Source organism: Leptospira johnsonii (assembly GCF_003112675.1).
Taxonomy (GTDB): domain Bacteria; phylum Spirochaetota; class Leptospiria; order Leptospirales; family Leptospiraceae; genus Leptospira_B; species Leptospira_B johnsonii.
The window spans coordinates 1,113,989-1,131,798 of record NZ_BFAY01000011.1 but is presented as its reverse complement, the minus strand read 5'-3'; the positions used below and the strand labels follow the sequence as shown (position 1 = coordinate 1,131,798).

Annotated in this window: 21 protein-coding genes and 3 tRNA genes; 14 read left to right on the top strand and 10 right to left on the bottom strand. The window is 40.7% G+C overall.

Features of this window, described 5'->3' with window-relative positions; all coding sequences use genetic code 11:
* Positions 1 to 68: 68 nt before the first annotated feature.
* Positions 69 to 731, top strand: coding sequence for a hypothetical protein (locus LPTSP_RS14185; RefSeq protein WP_108929346.1), 663 nt, complete (start codon positions 69 to 71; stop codon positions 729 to 731).
* Positions 732 to 734: 3 nt separating this feature from the next.
* On the opposite strand, the gene LPTSP_RS14180 is transcribed toward LPTSP_RS14185, so the two are convergent.
* The 5 genes from LPTSP_RS14180 to LPTSP_RS14160 all read right to left on the bottom strand — a co-directional run bounded on the left by LPTSP_RS14180 (position 735) and on the right by LPTSP_RS14160 (position 6,247).
* On the bottom strand, positions 735 to 1,832 hold the full coding sequence (locus LPTSP_RS14180; protein ID WP_108929345.1) for a quinone-dependent dihydroorotate dehydrogenase: 1,098 nt from the start codon (positions 1,830 to 1,832) through the stop codon (positions 735 to 737).
* Between the two features lie 24 nt (positions 1,833 to 1,856).
* Positions 1,857 to 2,924: an ABC transporter permease gene (locus LPTSP_RS14175; protein WP_108929344.1), complete on the bottom strand. Its 1,068-nt coding sequence runs from the start codon at positions 2,922 to 2,924 to the stop codon at positions 1,857 to 1,859.
* Positions 2,921 to 3,859 (bottom strand): ABC transporter ATP-binding protein, encoded by a 939-nt coding sequence (locus tag LPTSP_RS14170; protein ID WP_108929343.1) that lies wholly within the window; start codon positions 3,857 to 3,859, stop codon positions 2,921 to 2,923. The genes LPTSP_RS14175 and LPTSP_RS14170 overlap by 4 nt, the downstream gene beginning before the upstream one ends.
* A gap of 127 nt (positions 3,860 to 3,986) precedes the next feature.
* Positions 3,987 to 4,988 carry a patatin-like phospholipase family protein gene (locus LPTSP_RS14165; protein ID WP_108929342.1) on the bottom strand — a complete coding sequence of 334 codons (1,002 nt, stop codon included), beginning with the start codon at positions 4,986 to 4,988 and terminating at the stop codon, positions 3,987 to 3,989.
* A 71-nt stretch (positions 4,989 to 5,059) separates the two neighbouring features.
* Positions 5,060 to 6,247, bottom strand: coding sequence for a class I SAM-dependent RNA methyltransferase (locus LPTSP_RS14160; protein ID WP_108929341.1), 1,188 nt, complete (start codon positions 6,245 to 6,247; stop codon positions 5,060 to 5,062).
* Between the two features lie 54 nt (positions 6,248 to 6,301).
* Here LPTSP_RS14160 and LPTSP_RS14155 point away from each other — a divergent pair.
* The 6 genes from LPTSP_RS14155 (at position 6,302) to LPTSP_RS14125 (ending at position 8,222) form a co-directional block, all read left to right on the top strand.
* Positions 6,302 to 6,387 (top strand) — tRNA-Ser (locus tag LPTSP_RS14155).
* Positions 6,388 to 6,402: 15 nt separating this feature from the next.
* A tRNA-Ser gene (locus LPTSP_RS14150) sits at positions 6,403 to 6,491 on the top strand.
* 39 nt (positions 6,492 to 6,530) lie between these two features.
* Positions 6,531 to 6,977 carry a hypothetical protein gene (locus LPTSP_RS14145; protein ID WP_108929340.1) on the top strand — a complete coding sequence of 149 codons (447 nt, stop codon included), beginning with the start codon at positions 6,531 to 6,533 and terminating at the stop codon, positions 6,975 to 6,977.
* Entirely contained in the window at positions 6,931 to 7,362 is a 432-nt protein-coding gene (locus LPTSP_RS14140; RefSeq protein WP_108929339.1) for a hypothetical protein, read from the top strand. Before LPTSP_RS14145 ends, LPTSP_RS14140 begins: the two co-directional genes overlap by 47 nt.
* 6 nt (positions 7,363 to 7,368) lie before the next feature.
* A tRNA-Arg gene (locus tag LPTSP_RS14135) sits at positions 7,369 to 7,445 on the top strand.
* A 279-nt stretch (positions 7,446 to 7,724) separates the two neighbouring features.
* Positions 7,725 to 8,222, top strand: a complete 498-nt coding sequence (locus LPTSP_RS14125; RefSeq protein ID WP_305775301.1) for a WbuC family cupin fold metalloprotein — start codon at positions 7,725 to 7,727, stop codon at positions 8,220 to 8,222.
* A 14-nt stretch (positions 8,223 to 8,236) separates the two neighbouring features.
* On the opposite strand, the gene LPTSP_RS19120 is transcribed toward LPTSP_RS14125, so the two are convergent.
* On the bottom strand, positions 8,237 to 8,413 hold the full coding sequence (locus tag LPTSP_RS19120; protein WP_008591083.1) for a hypothetical protein: 177 nt from the start codon (positions 8,411 to 8,413) through the stop codon (positions 8,237 to 8,239).
* 209 nt (positions 8,414 to 8,622) lie between these two features.
* Between LPTSP_RS19120 and LPTSP_RS14120 the strand changes: the two genes are divergently transcribed.
* Together LPTSP_RS14120 and LPTSP_RS14115 are read left to right on the top strand one after the other, a co-directional pair.
* A complete protein-coding gene (locus LPTSP_RS14120) occupies positions 8,623 to 8,901 on the top strand; it encodes a hypothetical protein (RefSeq protein WP_108929337.1) in 279 nt (92 codons plus the stop codon).
* A gap of 18 nt (positions 8,902 to 8,919) precedes the next feature.
* Positions 8,920 to 9,630, top strand: a complete 711-nt coding sequence (locus LPTSP_RS14115; RefSeq protein WP_108929925.1) for a lysophospholipid acyltransferase family protein — start codon at positions 8,920 to 8,922, stop codon at positions 9,628 to 9,630.
* Here the strand turns inward: LPTSP_RS14115 and dapF are convergent.
* The gene (gene dapF, locus LPTSP_RS14110) at positions 9,627 to 10,496 is read right to left on the bottom strand and encodes a diaminopimelate epimerase (RefSeq protein ID WP_108929336.1); all 870 of its coding nucleotides are present in this window, start codon (positions 10,494 to 10,496) and stop codon (positions 9,627 to 9,629) included. The genes LPTSP_RS14115 and dapF overlap by 4 nt on opposite strands.
* 153 nt (positions 10,497 to 10,649) lie before the next feature.
* Between dapF and LPTSP_RS14105 the strand changes: the two genes are divergently transcribed.
* Positions 10,650 to 11,510, top strand: a complete 861-nt coding sequence (locus tag LPTSP_RS14105; RefSeq protein WP_108929335.1) for a class I SAM-dependent methyltransferase — start codon at positions 10,650 to 10,652, stop codon at positions 11,508 to 11,510.
* Positions 11,511 to 11,564: 54 nt separating this feature from the next.
* Here LPTSP_RS14105 and LPTSP_RS14100 read toward each other — a convergent pair whose 3' ends face one another.
* Entirely contained in the window at positions 11,565 to 12,722 is a 1,158-nt protein-coding gene (locus LPTSP_RS14100; protein ID WP_108929334.1) for an FAD-dependent oxidoreductase, read from the bottom strand.
* Positions 12,723 to 12,835: 113 nt separating this feature from the next.
* Between LPTSP_RS14100 and LPTSP_RS14095 the strand changes: the two genes are divergently transcribed.
* On the top strand, positions 12,836 to 13,405 hold the full coding sequence (locus LPTSP_RS14095) for a TetR/AcrR family transcriptional regulator (RefSeq protein ID WP_245915577.1): 570 nt from the start codon (positions 12,836 to 12,838) through the stop codon (positions 13,403 to 13,405).
* 10 nt (positions 13,406 to 13,415) lie between these two features.
* Here LPTSP_RS14095 and LPTSP_RS14090 read toward each other — a convergent pair whose 3' ends face one another.
* Positions 13,416 to 14,168 carry an HAD family hydrolase gene (locus LPTSP_RS14090; protein WP_108929333.1) on the bottom strand — a complete coding sequence of 251 codons (753 nt, stop codon included), beginning with the start codon at positions 14,166 to 14,168 and terminating at the stop codon, positions 13,416 to 13,418.
* 115 nt (positions 14,169 to 14,283) lie between these two features.
* Between LPTSP_RS14090 and LPTSP_RS14085 the strand changes: the two genes are divergently transcribed.
* The 3 genes from LPTSP_RS14085 (at position 14,284) to LPTSP_RS14075 (ending at position 17,503) form a co-directional block, all read left to right on the top strand.
* A complete protein-coding gene (locus tag LPTSP_RS14085; RefSeq protein WP_108929332.1) occupies positions 14,284 to 15,888 on the top strand; it encodes an NAD(P)-binding protein in 1,605 nt (534 codons plus the stop codon).
* Positions 15,888 to 17,033: a hypothetical protein gene (locus tag LPTSP_RS14080; protein WP_108929331.1), complete on the top strand. Its 1,146-nt coding sequence runs from the start codon at positions 15,888 to 15,890 to the stop codon at positions 17,031 to 17,033. Before LPTSP_RS14085 ends, LPTSP_RS14080 begins: the two co-directional genes overlap by 1 nt.
* A gap of 98 nt (positions 17,034 to 17,131) precedes the next feature.
* A complete protein-coding gene (locus LPTSP_RS14075; protein WP_008589759.1) occupies positions 17,132 to 17,503 on the top strand; it encodes a VOC family protein in 372 nt (123 codons plus the stop codon).
* Between the two features lie 83 nt (positions 17,504 to 17,586).
* Here LPTSP_RS14075 and LPTSP_RS14070 read toward each other — a convergent pair whose 3' ends face one another.
* A complete protein-coding gene (locus LPTSP_RS14070; RefSeq protein ID WP_108929330.1) occupies positions 17,587 to 17,787 on the bottom strand; it encodes a hypothetical protein in 201 nt (66 codons plus the stop codon).
* Between the last annotated feature and the right edge of the window lie 23 nt (positions 17,788 to 17,810).

Below are 17,810 nucleotides of genomic sequence, written 5' to 3'. Positions count from 1 at the left end.
AACTTCGAATCTGGAATTTCATTGACAAGGATCTTTCCTGACGATAAAACTCATGAGCTATGTCAAGGATGTATATTATCGGGGTGGTCCTATTAATATCCTTCGCCACAAACCTTTCTTCACAAATTGCAGGAACTCCTGATGAGGAAAAGGCTAAAAAAGAATTACAAAATCAATGGACCAAAAAATTCCCAGGAGACAGAATACTTTCCGTCCAAGCCGCAGGAAAACCTAAGCTTATCGAGAAAGAATCTCCGGAAGAGAATGCACCAGCTGATCTAAGATATAAATTTTCCTTCTTCGTTACTAGCCGAAAGAAAGAAGGCCAGACAACCAAAACCCCGGTTGGAGTGATCTATCAATTCGTAAGAGAAAAAGGTTGGATCTTCTCTGATATCGGAATGGCAAGATCCGTAGTTGTCACCGAACCAGGAAAAGAACCTCCTACAAAGGACGAAGTCTATCAAATAGTAGAAGAGGCGATCTTAGAAGAGAAGGGAAAGTCCAAATCGGTAGATTCAATTCGTTTAACAGAACCTGAATTTGGACAGAATCTTACTCCTAACAAAGAACAATTTTGGTTCAGATACGAAGGAGATTTCGAAGTTTCAGAAAACGGTTCTAAAACAGTTTGTTCCGATATAGTAATTCGTTTGGTGAAGGAGCAAAACTCCGCCATCTGGAAAGCAGAATGGGACGAAAAAGGAAAATGTAAAGTGGCAGAAGAATAAGATTTAGATCTTATTCTTACCTACTAACTCACCAATCGATCTCGCTCCTGTTTTCTTTATAACTTCATCTAAATATTCTAATATTCTCACAGGCAAGAACGGTCCGTTGTATACGTAACCCGTGTATAATTGGACTAGGTCTGCACCTGCTAAAATTTTTTCTAAGGCAGCTTCTCCTGAGTTGATCCCGCCGACTCCTATGATAGGAAGACTTCCTTTCAAGATGGAGTAAGCATATCTAACAAACTCCGTGGATCTTTGACGAAGCGGTTTTCCGGAAACTCCGCCTTCTTTTTCTACGTTTGGATATCTGGATAAGACCGATTTGTCTATAGTAGTGTTAGTAAGAATAACACCTGATAATTTAGAATCCGGTAGGAGTTCCAACAAACCCTTCAATTCTTCTTTTTCCATGTCCGGAGCGAATTTTACAAAAGTAGGAATGGAAAATTTTCCACCTAAACCGCTTCGGATACCTTCCATCAATTTGGTAAAGTTTTCCTTCTTTTGGAAATTACGAAGCCCAGGAGTATTCGGAGAAGAAATATTGATCACTGCATAGTCTGCATATGGCGTAAGTTTTTTTAGAGAATATACATAATCATCTACTGCATTTTCTTCCGAGACAATTTTTGTTTTGCCTACATTGATCCCTCTTACACAGTTTTTTTTCTGCTTTCGGATCGTTTCTTCTGCGATATCTGCTCCAGGATTATTGAATCCCATTCGATTGATCAATGCTTCGTCTTCAGCGTATCTGAAAATCCGAGGCTTTGGATTTCCAGGTTGGGCTTGGCCAGTGATCGTTCCGATCTCAATCGAACCGAAACCTAATCTAGAAAGAAACGGATATAATTCTCCCGTCTTATCAAAACCGGCGCCTAGTCCGACTGGATTTGCGAATTCGATTCCGGCGACATTTGTTTTCAAACGATCGCTGGAATAGGTCATAAGCGATTCCAAAACAGGAAACACAAACGGAAGTTTTTTAGAAAGCCCGAGTAGGTTTTGGGCCAGGTAGTGAGCGGATTCCGGATGAATGCTTAAGAAGAAAGGCTTTGCGGTTTTTTCATAAACCCATTGTTTCCATTCAGAATTCATTCGGTCTCCTTAAGGATAGAAGTGTTAAGACCAGCGAAATATACGAAGCCCAACGCCCAAGAAAAAAAATCCGATCCCAACCATAAACACGCAAGGATAGACTATCTCCGCAAGCCCGGCTCCTTCTATAAATACAGCTCTCAAAGAATCTGCCACCAAGGTCAAAGGTAGATGTTTTATAAAAGGAAGCACGATGTCCGGAAAGTTTTTGTAACTAAAAAAGATCCCGGAAAGAACCATCATCGGAAATGTGAATGCGTTCACGAGTCCGTTCCCTACCTGAGCACTTTGTGCCCTGGATCCCACAAAAATCCCGATACATGCGAATACGAAATTTCCGGTTAGAAAGATCAAAAGTGCCGCCGGAATAGATCCAAAAAACGCATTTTCAAAAACGGTAAATGTAAATGTTAAGAAGATGATCGATTCTACAGTTGTGACAAAAATCCGAGTGAAGAAGAAAGACATTACGAACGCCAACTTATTCATAGGAGTCGCAGACATTCTTCTCAAAAGTTTTTTCATTCTCATCTCGATCAGATTCCAACCAACCCCCCAAAGACAGGAGTTCATTACTCCCATAGCGAGCATTCCAGGAACCAGATAATCTATATATCTTGTACCTTTTGAATCCAATTTTCGGATACTGGAACTACCTTGTTCTTTTCCGTCCATTGTCAAAAGAGCATTGGAAAGCAGAAGGTAATCTCTCTGAGCGTTTGCATTATTCGGATCGAAGGAAAATTCTAAATTTCCTTTTTCATCTTCTTTTACTAGAAGATTGATCTCTCCTCTTTTGAGTGCCTTGATCGCTTCTTCTTCTGCAAGTACCTGAGGAACGATCACTCCTAATTCGTTGGAATTCCCACTGGAAGGATTAGAAAATGCTTTTTCGATCTTTGCAGAAAGGCCGCTCGCATTATGCGAAGAAGAAATGACTGCAACCCTTGTCTGAGGTACTCCCTTAGAAGTGAATGCAAGTCCTAATACGCCTGCGATCGCAATCGGAAATATGAATGCCCAGAAAAGGATTCCAGGTTCTCTATAAAATTCTTTTAATTGAATCGTGACTAGATAATAGATTTGTTTCATTCTTCCAACCCTCTTCCAGTCATGGAAAGGAATAAGTCGTCCAAGGTCTTTTTATGACATTCCAGTTCTTTTAAAACGATCCCTGCTCTAGAAAAAGAATCCAACATGGAAGGAAGATAATCCGTAATTTTTTCCACATTGATCCTTCCTTCTTTCGTGTCGGAATTCCAACTGAATTTGAACTTTCCCTTTTCGGGAAGATATCCGCTTGGATCCGTTCCATTCTCCAAAGAGAAACGAACGATCTCTCCCCCGCCTAGTTTTCCCAAAAGATGAGTCAAAGACCCTTGGTCTAAAATTTTGCCCTTATCCATTACGATGATCCTTTCGCAGAGAACTTCTGCTTCTTCCATATAATGAGTTGTAAGGATCATTGTGGTTCCATAGTCTCTCAGATCTTCTAAGATCTTCCAGATATCCCTTCTGGCTCCTGGATCTAAACCTGTAGTTGGCTCATCCAAAAATAGGATTTCGGGTTTGTTCATGATAGAAACTCCCAAAGCCAATCTTTGCCTTTGGCCTCCCGACAAACTATTTACGAAGGATTTATTTTTTTCAGTAAGTCTTGTGAGTTTTAATATTTCATGAAGCCTAGATTCTGGAGCCTTGTAGAAACTACCGAATAATTTCAGAGTTTCCCAAACTGTGGCTCTATCCATAAATCTGGTCTCTTGTAAAGCGAGACCTATATTACTTCTTAAGAATGTTTCGCTCTCTTTCCAGCTTGTGCCTAAAATTTGGATCTTTCCTGAATCAGGAAATTGGATACCTTCCAACATTTCGATCAGAGTTGTTTTACCGGCTCCGTTCGGCCCAAGCAAACCTACGAACTCTCCCTTTTTAATTTCCAGAGAAAGATCGCTAACGGCGGTTACATCTTTGAATTTTTTAGTTACATTAGATACCGATATGATCGGGTTTTGAGTTTTATCCACAGTACAACCTGAAGATCATGATTTAAAAAGAATTCGGGAACTTCGACACTTTTTGGAAGTAGTCAAAAAAATAATGAGGAAATAAAAAACGGACCAGTGATCGATTTGTAAAAAATTCGGAACGAACTTAATTCTTACGCAGCTTTTCCGCTTTTTTCACCCAGTCTTTTTTTAGGTATTCCAGAATTCTTTCCTTATTTTTCAAAGCGTCCGACTTGCCTAACTCGTAAGTCTCTCTTACACCTTTTGCATTCGTATAATCGAAAGAAGTGATAGGCAAAGGTTTAGAAGGAGTCACTAAAAAACAACGGTCCAATAGACGAGGATCTTTACCTACGATAGTGGTCGGTTCGTAATGTATCCCTATTATTTTTGCATTGGGAGGGAACGCTTCTAACATCAGATTATTGGTCAATCCGCCGTCCAAATAGTATTCTTTTCCATGGTTCTGAAAAGAAACGATCGGAGGAATTGAGGAAGAATTCATAATAATTTGTTCGATCACAGCAGGATTTCTAAAATCCGCTTCCGTAAAAAGAACTTCTCTCATATTCCAATTTCTTAAAACACGAAATGTTCTTTCTGTATAAAGTCCCTTATTGCGGTCTCTCTCGTCCTCTAAGAAAGCTTTTCCTGTTTCTGCGATCAGCCTTGCAAGTCTGAATGTGTTCTTATTTGCATCGTCCTTAGGAAATGCTTTGATTGTGTGTATAAAAACTTTTACTCCGGAGCGGATAATTTTTTCAAAATCCATACCGAAGCGTATCGTCCGGCGATACATATCCTCGTGAGGAAACGCCTTCTCTCCTCGAAACAAATTAGTAAAATAAAAATTACGAGGATTCTTGCGGACAATCCTTTCGAAAAAGGAAACGGACTCTTCTTCTGTTTCACATACAAGAGAGAGAACCATTGCAGCTCCGGCAGAAACTCCCGAAACCTGTTTGAGTTTTAGTCCCCAGTTTTTGAGCTCATGTCCGAAACCTAAACCGTAGAATGCCTTACAACCGCCTCCAGCGATAGCAAAACAGATCTCATCTTCTAACCAAATCCCTTGCAGGACCTCGCCGAATTTAGATCCAGGATCGGACTTTCTGGAAGGAAGTTCGTATTCATCTATGATCGGCATTTGATTTTCTCCGGAGTCCTGGCCCCAAGGACCATTTTCCGATTTCGGATCAGAATTCTAAAAGTAAAAAATCAAAGATCCAACAGTACAAGAACCTCGAAATGTTTGGTTCTTGGAAAAAAATCTGTAAGAACGATCTCCTTTGGCTTATATCCTGAGTTTTTTAAGATCCCAAGATCTCTCGCCAAGGTGCTTGGATTACAGCTAGAATAGATAACGCGAGAAGGTTTGGCTCCATCTAAAAAATCTAATAAGGAAGAAGAAGCCCCGGCCCTAGGCGGATTTAAAATACAAACTTCTGCGCCGAATGAACCCAAATTTGTAGGCAAAGAAGAATTCAGATCTAATGTATGGAACTCTAGATGAGAGTACCCGACATTCTTCGCGTTTTTCTTTGCTGCCTTTACGGAAGAATTGGACAACTCGTAACCGGAAAGACGACTCACTAAATGACCGATCGCCAAGCTGATAAGCCCAGCCCCTGAATAAAATTCTAACACGGGCCCGCAATCTTTAGGGACCCAAGACCTGATCTTAAGCATCCATTCTTCCAAAAGGAAACGATTCACTTGGGTAAATCCGTCCGCAGGAATGGACCATTCTATTTTTTCAGGAAGATAAGGACCGAGTTTAACTTCTTTCTTAGCGTATTCTAAAATTTCGCCGGAAGAATATCTAAGTTTCCAATCCGAATTTTTAGAAAAAGATTTTCGGTTCTCCTTATGTTTCCGGATATATTCGTTCATCTCAAAAGGAAGATGTTTACAACCTTCTTTAGGGAATAAAACCAAGGAGTTGGAATTCTCCTTATAAAATCCTGCGTTTATTTTTCCTTTTTTGAATTCGATTTTGATCTGAGCGGTGTTCCTATAACCGTTTGAGGGTCCGCTTAAAATTTCGATTTCAGGAATTTGGGAAGGATCCAATCTGGAAACATATAAAAAAGAATCCCACAAAAGAGACTTTTTGATCTGAAGTTCTTCCTCATACGGAATATGCCGGTAAGAACAGCCCCCACATTCCGGAAACGCGGAGCAATCGGACACAATCCTAAGCGGAGAAACATTTTCCACAGATATAACAGTGCCCCAAATTAGTTTAGAATTTTCTTTATCAGTTCTGATCCGAACTGTTTCTCCTGGAATAGCTCCTTTCACAAAAACGGTTTTATTCTCCGCATGAGAAATACTAGTTCCGAGATTCGCCCATTTCTCCGCGACCAATCCGGAAATTTCTCTACGGTTCTTTTCCGTACTCATAGGTAAATCACCTTGACAGGGTCCCCCATCTTGTCAGTAAAGTAATCCTTAACCGGAGAAGTGGCCGAGTGGTTTAAGGCAGCGGTCTTGAAAACCGTCGTGGGTAACTCCCACCGTGGGTTCGAATCCTACCTTCTCCGATTAGGAACTACACTGGAGATGTGCCTGAGCGGTCGAAAGGAGCAGTTTGCTAAACTGTCGTATGGGGTAACCTGTACCCAGGGTTCGAATCCCTGCGTCTCCGAAAGTTCCAAACTCTCACCTGACCCCGGGAAATAAGAAGATGTCCGACCAGAGATTCAACACCCGGGAATTCCTGGAAGAGACCAAACGATTATTAGAGGGGGAAGAATATCCCAATCTATTCGCCGCCATTTCTTATATTCCTTTTTTAGGATGGGTCATCCCTTGGTTTTTTAGACAAAAACAGGAAATTTGTAAGTTTCACGCACTCCAAGCGATCAAGTTGAATCTAGGATTCGTATTTTTATACTTGGTGGTTTGGTTCTTAAGAGAGTTCCCAATCCTAAGCACCATTTTAAAATGGATACATGCGAATCCTGTAGTTACCGATTTTATCAGCTATGTCGCATGGCTTTCATTATTAGGTTACGGAATTTTAGGAGCCTTGCAAGCTTACCAAGGCAAACTGTTCGTATTACCATTATTCCCGGAAATAGAGAATGAAGTTCGAAAAATACTCAGCAAAATTAGAGGAACTAAAGGCTAAGGCCCTAGATTTTCTCTCTCCTTACTGGAACCAAGCCAAGAGTTTTATAAACACCGAAAGATTTCGTATCTATTTGGTTACTCTTCCTTTATTCGGAAATTGGCTAATCGGATTCTCTTTCTACTCCAACGAAGCAGAAGTTTACAGACATTCGAAACTTTCTTTTTTGAATGTTCTCTACTTTATCGCGTTCTTAGTGCTGTCTTGGTTCTTCTCCTTTATTCCTATTGCAGGACCTTGGTTAGCTAATCTTGCTCACTTAGCAGGAGTAATTATCTATCTTGGCTTATCCGGTTTACTGCTATACAATTACACCAAGGGAAAAAAACTGGTCCCGAAACTTCCCCAAGAGCACTTAGAGCTTTTGGAAAAGAAATTCTTTTAATCACCCGCGCCCATAGCTCAGCTGAATAGAGCGTCTGACTACGGATCAGAAGGTCGGAGGTTTGAATCCTTCTGGGCGCACCAACTTCTCCTTTCCCTCATAAACCCTGACATTATGTCCCATATAAATCTAAAAATATTCTCAACTTTTGCTCAGAAAACTTGACTTTAATAATGAGTCTCAAAAACGATAGTTATAGAGAAAGAGATCGGGAACCAGAATGGAAAAGTGCCATTGTGCTCAAATCACGTTTGAAAAAATCGTAGAGACTGCTAAACAACAAGGACAAGATTATCGTGAAGTGGTAAAAGCTTGCGGTGCTGCGGATACTTGCACAGCCTGCACTGATTACCTAATCGCGTATTGCGAGCAGCATCTACAACTTGTCTCGGCCGGATAAATTACTCATCGATCAGGAGTTGTTTGATAAACTCCTTCCACTTGCCTCCTCTTCCGCTAGAGGAAGAACCAATCACAACTTTCACGAACTAATAGAGCCATATCAGAGATTTCTGAACGTACTCACCAGGGACACTTACGTCCAGGCTCATCGTCACAAAAATCCTCCAAAGCCTGAGACCTTCTTAGTGCTAAAAGGTGAACTAGGCTTCATCTTATTCGAAGAAGACGGCACAGTCAGAGAAAAACATATCCTGAGTTCGGACGGCCCGATCTATGGGATAGATATTCTTCCGGGAGTGTACCATACATTGGTCTGCCTTTCGGAAACCTGTATCTGTTTCGAAGGAAAATCAGGACCGTACGATCCTACAACCGACAAAGAGTTCGCCGCTTTCGCTCCACCGGAGAACAGCGTAGGAAAAACTCAATATCTGGATTTTCTCAGATCTCTTTTCTAAGATCAGAAACGATATCAAGGTTTCTGATCGAAAATATCCTCGTACAATTCCCGGATCTTTTTCAGATTTCTTCCTGGTGGGGAAGGAAACGGAATGATCCTGCCTAGATTTTTCGCCGTACCGGTTTCTTTTATATCTTCCGATTCTTTATGATTATGTCTGTTTAAAGGGGGGAGATTTTCTCTCTCCATAACTTATTCCTTCGGAAAATCGAAGTCCTAAATTCAGTGACATTCGCTAGATTTTTTAAAAACGAAATCGGAAAATCCGGTTTGAAATTTACGAAAACTGTTGCCATAGTATTTTCCCAGGCAAACATGCGAATGGTTTGAAAGGATTTCGCTTTTAGGCGATTCTGATCAGATCCTATTCGAACTTCCCCTTAACGGAAAGGAAAAGTATGCCTGAATTCGATCAAATCGATCTGTTCAACTATGCCGCTTACGGCAATGAAGACGATCCTCAATGGGACGATATACGTAATTATATTCGCTCAAATGCCAACGCTTCGAAGGAATACGAGGAGATCAAAAAAAATCTCTCCAATGTCCAACCGAAACGTAAACAAAAAGATTTCGGAAGACTCCGACAAGAGGTAAAATCCTCCGATGGAGATCCGAACTCCGACAAGCCTGCTGGGCAGGATAAAAAATGGTGGAGCGTTTTCTTAGGAGAATAGTCGCTAGGAAGGTTGACCGTGGAGAAAGAAGCAAAAACATATCTTCGGATCAAAAATTTCGTGGCTCCCTTTATAGGTTTGGCCGTGAATATCAGCGCGTACGGAACCGAAAATATAGTAACCAACGGTAAAGTAATTCTTACCTGCAATCATAGATCCGATATGGATCCTTTTATTCTTTCTTACACTTTTCCTAGATTCATTTCTTGGATCGCTGCAGAATACACTTTCAGAATTCCTATCTTCAGAGACCTAGCAAAGATCGCCGGTGGGATCCCAATGTCCATCGACGGAAATATTTCCCTCGGTTCTATTAAAATGATCCAACAGGTTTTCAAAAAGGGAGAGACCTTAGGAATTTTTCCGGAAGGCCATGACTATATGGTCAAAAACGATTTTAAATCCGGAATGGTGGACTTTCATTCCGGATTCGCAGCATTCTCTATCCGCAACAAAGTGGATATTCTTCCTTCTGTAATCATTCCTATTGAGGAATCATATTCAGATATTCCGATACCGCCTATCGTTCGTAGCTTTATGGGAATGCCAAAAGAAGTCTGCGATATCAAAAAACGTGCGATCTATAAAAAAGTAAAAGTGATCTACGGAGAAAAAGTAGATCATAGAGAATTTCTTTCCGGCTCTTTAGAGGAGAATATGAAACAACTCTCCGATGTGGTTAGAAGTAGAATGATCTCGTTACAAGAAGGCCAGTACGCGGAAGCTTAAACTTCCACGACTCCACTGAATACTTCTGTAGCTGGACCTGTCATTAACACATGACCTGATTCCAGTAATTGCACTCTTAAGGTTCCGCCTCTTAGATCGATACGAACATCTTTACCTGTTTTACCGTTCAAATGAGAAGCTGTCATCACAGCGCACGCTCCTGTCCCACAAGCTAATGTTTCTCCGGCACCTCTTTCCCAAGTCCTTTGGTAGAGATGATCTTTTCCTCTTAAGGATACGAATTCCACATTTACTCTGCGAGGAAATAGGTCCGTATGATTTTCGATCAATGGGCCGATCTCTCTGACAGGAAATTTATCCGGATCTTCTACATAAATAATACAATGAGGGTTTCCCATACTCACAGCGCTGAATTTCAAGTTATAAGAAGTATAACCAGGCAGCCCACTCAAGAAAGAAAGAGGCTGTTCTAAGATTGGATTTTCATTCTCCCATTTAACAGGGATTAAAGAAGGAACTAAGATCGGTTTTCCCATATCTACGGAAACCTGTTCCACTTTTCCGCCACCGTTTACTTTCAGTTCGAGTTCTAAAACTCCTGCACCTGTTTCTATCTTAGGTTGTTTTTTATTCGTAAGACCGTGATCATACACGTATTTCCCTACGCAGCGGATCCCATTCCCGCACATCTCTGAAGAAGAACCGTCCGCATTGTACATATCCATTTGGAAATCACCTTTATTGGATGCACGAATGAAGATCACACCATCGCCTCCGATCCCGAAATTACGGTCGGAAAGTTTTTGGATCTGCTCCGGGCTCAGACGTAAATCGTCTTTGGTTGCATCCACATATACGTAGTCGTTTCCGATCCCTTCCATCTTGGTAAAATGTACTTTAGCCAAACGAATCTCCTAATCAAATCTGAGAGGTTGTTTCCATGCTTCCAATGGGACCTTCTCCGGAAAATCCAAAAAGCCCCGAACTAGCTTTGTTTTTTACTGGAATTTAGAGAATGAAACCGAAGGATAAACTATCTCTCCAACGGAAACTCCCTTTTGAACCAGACCTGTTATCTTTGCGGAAGCCAGAAAAACAAAACCTTATTCGTCGAAAACGGAATCCCGATCGTACGTTGTTTAAATTGCAGCCACGCATTCTCCACTTACGAACAAGAAGAACATTACGAAGGATACTGGGACGACGAAACCGGTTATGACTTAGACTGGTGGGATGTGGCTCATAGAGAGATCTATAAAGACTTCATAGGTAAATTTCTTTCGGCTCCTAAGGGAAAAATTTTGGATGTTGGCTGCGGACTCGGCTTCTTCGTAAAAACGATCGGAACCGCAAGACCTGGTTGGGAAGCTGTAGGTTACGAGATCTCCGAAAAAGCGGTCAAATTCGCGAGAGAAAAGAACGGGCTCAAACAAGTATTTCCAGGCATCGTTCAGGACAGCGGACTTCCAAAAGAAAGTTTTGATATCATCACTCTTTGGGATGTAATAGAGCATATCCCTAAACCTCATAGCCTTATCCAATATCTGTTCGGACTCTTAAAACCTGGCGGATTCTTATTCGTGCAAACTCCTAATTTCCCGGTCCAGTTATTCAAAGCAAAATTGAAAGTTGCGATCAAAGGTATGCAAGAAGGCGGGCATTACTTAGAAGCAAAAGATCATATCAACGATTATACCGAAAGGACCCTGGGACTTCTGGCAGAACAATGTGGATTCTCCTCTGTGGAATTTTCGATCTTAAAACCGATCGCTTCCGTGTCCGGGGTTTCCGGACCTAAGGCTAAATTAGGGATCTTTTTAAAGAAGGCTTTCTATTACGGAACCTTAATGCTTTGGTATCTAACTTTCAAACAAGTAAATCTGAATCTGACCCTGTTTGCTCTGCTTAGAAAGAAGTAACTACTAGCAACACGAAAGCAAATCCTCCGCAAACATATTCCATTAGATCAGAATTTAATGAAACATTTGCACTAGCTTAGCTATAGCACCTTCGGAATGCATCCATTCCGTCATTTCTAAGGATTCTTTTGCTTCTTTAGCGGCTCTAACCAGCATTTGTTTTTCATAGGCAGCAATTGCAGTTTGTATATCTTTAAAATTCTCATTTGTAAGGCATTCGCTTAACTCCAATGAATCCAGCATGGCTAAATTCACACCTTCACCGGAAGGGGGCATAGGATGTGCAGCATCGCCTAATATAGTAAGGTTAGGTAATGTACTCCAATTCTGATCTAAAGGCATACAATATTGAGGCCGTAGTAAAAGAGGAAAGCTCACATTTTCGGGTAACTCAAACCAGATTCTATCCCATTCAGAGAACTCTTTCTTGAACCATGTAGTGACTTGTGCTTTATCTGAAAAATCTATCCCGCTCTTATGCGCCCAGTTTTCATCCTTTTTACAACTTACGTAAAAATCTAAACTGCCATCACCTTTCGACGAGACATGCAAAAATTTCTCCCCATCATAAGCGTAAATTTTGCCGCCTTTTAGTAATTGGTGAATCTTGGATGCTCCCGTTTCAGAATTTGGCACATTACCTTGTACAATCAATATGCCTGAATAGAAAGGTTTGATAGGAGTAATAAATGGTCTGATTTTAGAATTTGCACCATCTGCTCCGATTACAATATCTGCAGTAGCCGTTGTGCCGTTTTTAAATTCCAGTCTCCATGTGTCGCCAACCTGCAACATAGATTTAAACTGACTGTCCCAAATAACAGTATCAGGTTGAAGGGAATGTAACAAAATATTCCTTAAAGGTCCCCTGTCAATTTCAGGTCTGAATCTTTCATCACCGAAATCTTCATAGGATTCTTTCTCATGATCATCGTGGATTATTTTTCCCCGGGTATCTACAATACGTCCTTTATCTGCTCCCGGCCGATAATTGGCTTTAAAAGCGTCCATCAAACCTGCTTTCTCAAGTACCTTTAAACCTGATTCAAAATGTAGGTCAAGGGTAGCACCTTGTACACGAACATCTTTATTAAAGTCCCTTTCATAAACTTTTACATCTACACCCTTAAGCTGTAAGAGCCTAGCAAGGGTTAAACCCCCTGGACCACCACCGACAATAGCCACCCGTTTGTTTTCTAAATTCCCTTTCATAAGGATAAGCGTCGAAAACAAAATATTTAAGTCAATTAAATATTTTATCTATTTAAATATTTATTCTACTAAAATGTTTAATCCGATTTACTAAGTAGATAGATCGAAAAACAATGCCAGAAATGGGTCTCCGAGAACTCAAAAAAGATAGAATGCGCAAATCAATCTCGAACCTTGCGACTCGACTTTTCATCGAAAAGGGTTATCACAACGTCACAATGGCGGAGATCGCTGAAAAGGCCCAAGTTTCGGTGCCGACTCTGTTCAATTACTTCTCATCCAAAGAAGCTCTAGTGTTCGATGAAGATAAAGAGCAAGAGAAAGAGCTGATTGATGCTGTGGTTTCAAGAAAACCTGGGATGTCGATTCTTGAGGCACTTCGAGAATTCGCTATTCAACACGCCACTCTTGAACCGGAAGAATTCAAGAATTTTAAAACGTTTAATAACCTCATCGACTCGACTCCGGAATTAAGCAACTATGCAAAGTCCATGTGGATGAGGCATGAGCAAGCCTTGGCTCTTACTATCCAAAAAGAAGCGAAAAAAAAGATCAGTAAGATCGAAGCAGAGGCGATAGCTCATTTCTGTCTGGATTCTCTCCATCGCTCCTTGAAATTCGCGAATCCAAAGGCGAGCATAGATTCTCTATTTTCTTTGTTGAAAAACGGCTGGAACGGCTAGAACTCGTAAGTTATAAAACAATCCCTTTCTCTAAGCTTAAGATATAATTTAAGGCAGAAGATAGATCAGGAGATTCCCAATATTCTTTTCCTTCTAATATTTTCTTTTCCAGAATCGATTTTGTTTTAGCAGAAGAGATCGGGCTTTTTAGATAAAATGCTTCTAATCCAAAAGCAAGTCCTCCACCGATATCGTCTTTTAAAGAATCTCCGATGATATACGACTTTTTAGGATCCGCACCTGCTAGAGCCTTGTTAAAGATCAAGGCAGAAGGTTTTTCTGCTCCACATTCTTCCGACGTTACTAATTTATACTGAATGTCCTTTGGAAATAGAACGGATAATTTTAATAGCTGAGTTCTGAGAGATTCGTTTGTGATAATGACCAGATCCTGAACTTCTTGCAAGGCTCTTAACAAAGACAAAATCTTTTTGAACTCCAAAACATTCTTCTTTTTCCAATCCTTGATCCCTTGTAGAAAAAATCCAAAGTAGACAGAATCCAATTTTAAAACGAAAGAAGGATCTAATTTTCCGAAAAGAAGTTCGGACATCTTCTTAAAATAAAGAATGCGTAGTCGATTGACCGGATTGTTCGGAAGTTCTTTTTTAACTTCTGCCCGAACCGTATCGTAAGCCTTTTTAAATTCTTTGGAAGAGGAGAAGCCCAGTACCTTTGCCTTTTTTTCCATTTCACGGATCGTAAACTCATAGGTCCCTAGAGAATCGAAGACCGTATTATCCAAATCCAAAAGAACTGCCATAACTCTAAAATTCTCGAACCGATGGGAAAGCCAAGGAGAGTTTTGGAAAATGCCTAGGAAATTTCTTTTTCCTTGCTTCTTCTTCCCTAAAAACTAATCTGCAATCCGTTCATTTATGTCCGAAGATCGTTTTTCCAGAAAAGTATTCCTTTCCGCTTTAGCATTCTGCGCGGCCCTTTTAGGGATTGGTTCTTATTTCCGATTCAGAAAGAGAAAGGTCCTAGGTAGTATTTTAGGCCCGGACAGAGAAACGGGTCATAGACTCAGACAAGTCAGGACAGACTTTTTTCCAGCAAGTACGATCCAAACAAAGGTGCTGATCGTTGGAGGAGGCATCTCAGGGCTTTCTTCCGGATACTATCTATCCCAATTCGGGATCTCAGATTATTTGATCTTGGATCTGGAGAATGAAGTGGGGGGCAATTCCAGATACTCAGAAACCAACTCCTTAAAATATCCTTGGGGTGCACATTATCTTCCTCAACCGGGACCTGAGTCTGTCTTAGTTCGTAAATTTTTAGAAGAGAACGGACTAGTCCAAGGCAAAGACTCGGATGGAAATCCAATCTATCCGGAAAAGTATTTATGTTTCGATCCGGAAGAAAGACTTTTTTACCAAGGAAGATGGCAAGCAGGTTTAGTTCCTAGACGAACAGGAGAACCTGATTCTCAAGAATTATTATTTCGTAAAATTATAAACTCTTGGCAGGACAAGAGAGGAAGAGACGGGCAGAAGGCATTCTGCATTCCGATAGATCGTTCTTCCAGAGATCCAGAAATTTTAAAATTAGATCGGATCACTTTTTCAGATTATCTAAAATCATCAGGTATTCAATCGCCTGAAATTCTATGGTATGCGGATTATTGCACTCGAGATGACTACGGTGGGAACTTCGACAATATCTCTGCTTGGGCAGGGCTTCACTATTTTTGTTCTAGATTAAGAGAAGATGAAGATTCTCCTCCAGTTCTAACTTGGCCGGAAGGAAACGGATTCCTGTTGGAACTCCTACAAAAACCTTCTAAAGATAAGATCAGGACTTCTACTCTTGTAGAAAGAATTCGTAAGAATTCTGGATCCTGGGAAATCAATGCCTATGATGTAAAAGTAAAAAAAGATCTGCTCATCAAAGCGGAGCAAGTGGTCTATGCTTTGCCTTCTTTTACCCGAAAATATATCTTGGGAGAGAAGGACTCATTTCTGCAAAAATTGGAATATTCTCCTTGGTTAGTTGCCAATCTATTCGTGGACGAACTTCCCCAAGGAAAAGGGCATCCTCCTGCTTGGGAAAATGTAATTTATAAGAGTAAATCTCTTGGTTATGTGGTGTCCACTCACCAAGATCTAAGAGCTCTCCGGCCGGGGTCCGTTCTTACTTATTATCTTGCATTCGGAGAGAAAGATACTCTCGCAGCGAGAAGGTCCATTCTTCCTAAAACTTGGGACCTATGGAAAGAAGAGATACTTTCCGATCTGAAAAGACCTCATCCAAATATCGAAAGTTTAGTTTCTCGAATCGATATCATGGCCCATGCACATGCGATGATACGCCCTGTTCCCGGATTTCTTTGGGGAGGAGAAAGAGAGAAATTAGCGAGATCAGAATCAGGAATTCATTTCGCTCATTGTGACCTAAGCGGGATTTCTATCTTTGAAGAGGCATTGTATAGAGGATTCGAAGCTTCAAAGAAAGTTCAAACCTCCCTTAAGAGAAGTTGATGGAAGAGAAGAAAGTCCTCAATTCTTGGATCATCTCTAAAAGATTCGATCTTACCTGGTTTATCTTACCTGGATTGATTTCTGTAATCATTGTGCTGCTTGCGAATTACTTCGGATTTCCGGAAAATTATCCTCTTGGTTCTTCTAGGACAAGCGGAAATGCACTTCCTCCTTGGCTTTGGTTACTTCTTATTCCTGGTGTGGATGTCTCTCACGTTTATTCTACATTATTCAGAGCGTATTTGGATAAGGAAGTTTGGAATCGAAAAAAAGTTCTTCTGAGCTTAGTTCCATTTCTATGTTTTATAACGGCGCTGCTCCTTTATTCTTTCGGAAAATTATTTTTCTGGGGAGCAATGGCTTACCTTGCAGTATTTCATTTTATCAGGCAACAATACGGCTTTTTAAGTTTGTATGCAAGAACGGAGCCCAAGACTGAAAGCAAACTTCCTCTCTTATTGGATAAGATCTGTCTGTATATGGTGACCGGTTTGCCAGTTCTATATTGGCATTTGGTCCCGGGTGGAAGGCATTTCGAATGGTTTATGGAAGGTGATTTTTATCAATATCCAAATCGCTCTATTTCAGATTTCGTTCATATACTATTTTGGGTTTCGTTGATAGTATACTCTTTGAGCCAAGGCTACCTTCTTCTTAAAGGACGAAAGGTTAGTGTCGGAAAACTTCTACTTTTATTTAATACGGCCTCCGTTTGGTATGTGGGGATCGTATTATTAAACGATGATCTCGCGTTTACTCTCACTAACGTGATCAACCACGGAATTCCTTATATGGCCTTAGCATTCGCATATTCTAATTTCCGAAAGGAACAGCTTCCCTCCTTCTTTTATAATAGCTTTCGTAACGGCGCTTTGGCGATTCTAAGCTTCTCATTGCTATTATTGGCATTTGCTTTTTCGGAAGAATGGCTTTGGGATAGTTTTGTATGGAGGGAGCATCCGTATCTTTTCGGAAACTCTTCCGTAATAAAAGCGGAACTAGGAGTGGGCCTTGAGGGAATCTTAGTGCCAATCTTCTTTCTTCCCCAATTTACTCATTATATCTTAGATGGGTTCCTTTGGAAGGGAGGAAAAAACAACTCAGAGCTGGAAGGGTTTCTGGCCCCCCGAAATTTAGGCTCATAAGGCCCATTGGCTTGAAAATCGAGTATCTTACGGTTTTCCGATAGACAAGCCCGGTTTTCATCTCATAATGACGAAAAAGGAAAACAGGATCTACCTCAATGATCATCGTAGAAGGAATCGATTATATTGTAATACCTACCGGGGATATAGAAGCCTCTGTAAAATTCTATTCCGAGCTATTTGATTTCGAGACGATCGAGGAAAAAGGAAACGAATTCGCAATCATCGGTTTGGATTCTGTGAACATTAAACTCCTCAATACCAACGGAGTTAAAAGTTCTTTAACCGAAGTTAAATCCCCTGTCCTTAGTTTCGTATTGGATGTAGATGATTTTACCGAAGCGATCGTAGAACTCGAGTCTAAGTCCGTTCAGATCGTAAGAGGACCAGAAGCAAGAGACGGAGGAGAGTTCCTTCATTTCTTGGATCCGTCCGGCAATATTTTAGAGATCAATTACAAAGAAGATTAAGACTTAAGCAGTAGCCTTAATAAAGAAAAGCCCTCAACTTTGAGGGCTTTTTTATTGTGTTTAGACAATCGGGCCAAAAAAAGTTAGGAGATCTTGTCTACAAATGCTCCCTTAGTTTTATAAATATCGCCCGCATAACTAGGATTCATTGCTTTTTGATCGAAGACCTCAGCTTGCTTGTTTTCGTAAGGCTTATTCGGAATTCCTTCCACCTTAGGCATTTTACGTGGATCGGAAGAGGCCTTTTCAGCGAGTCCGAGATAAATAGAGGTTATCGTTGCCATTCAGTATTCCCTCCCTTCCGATC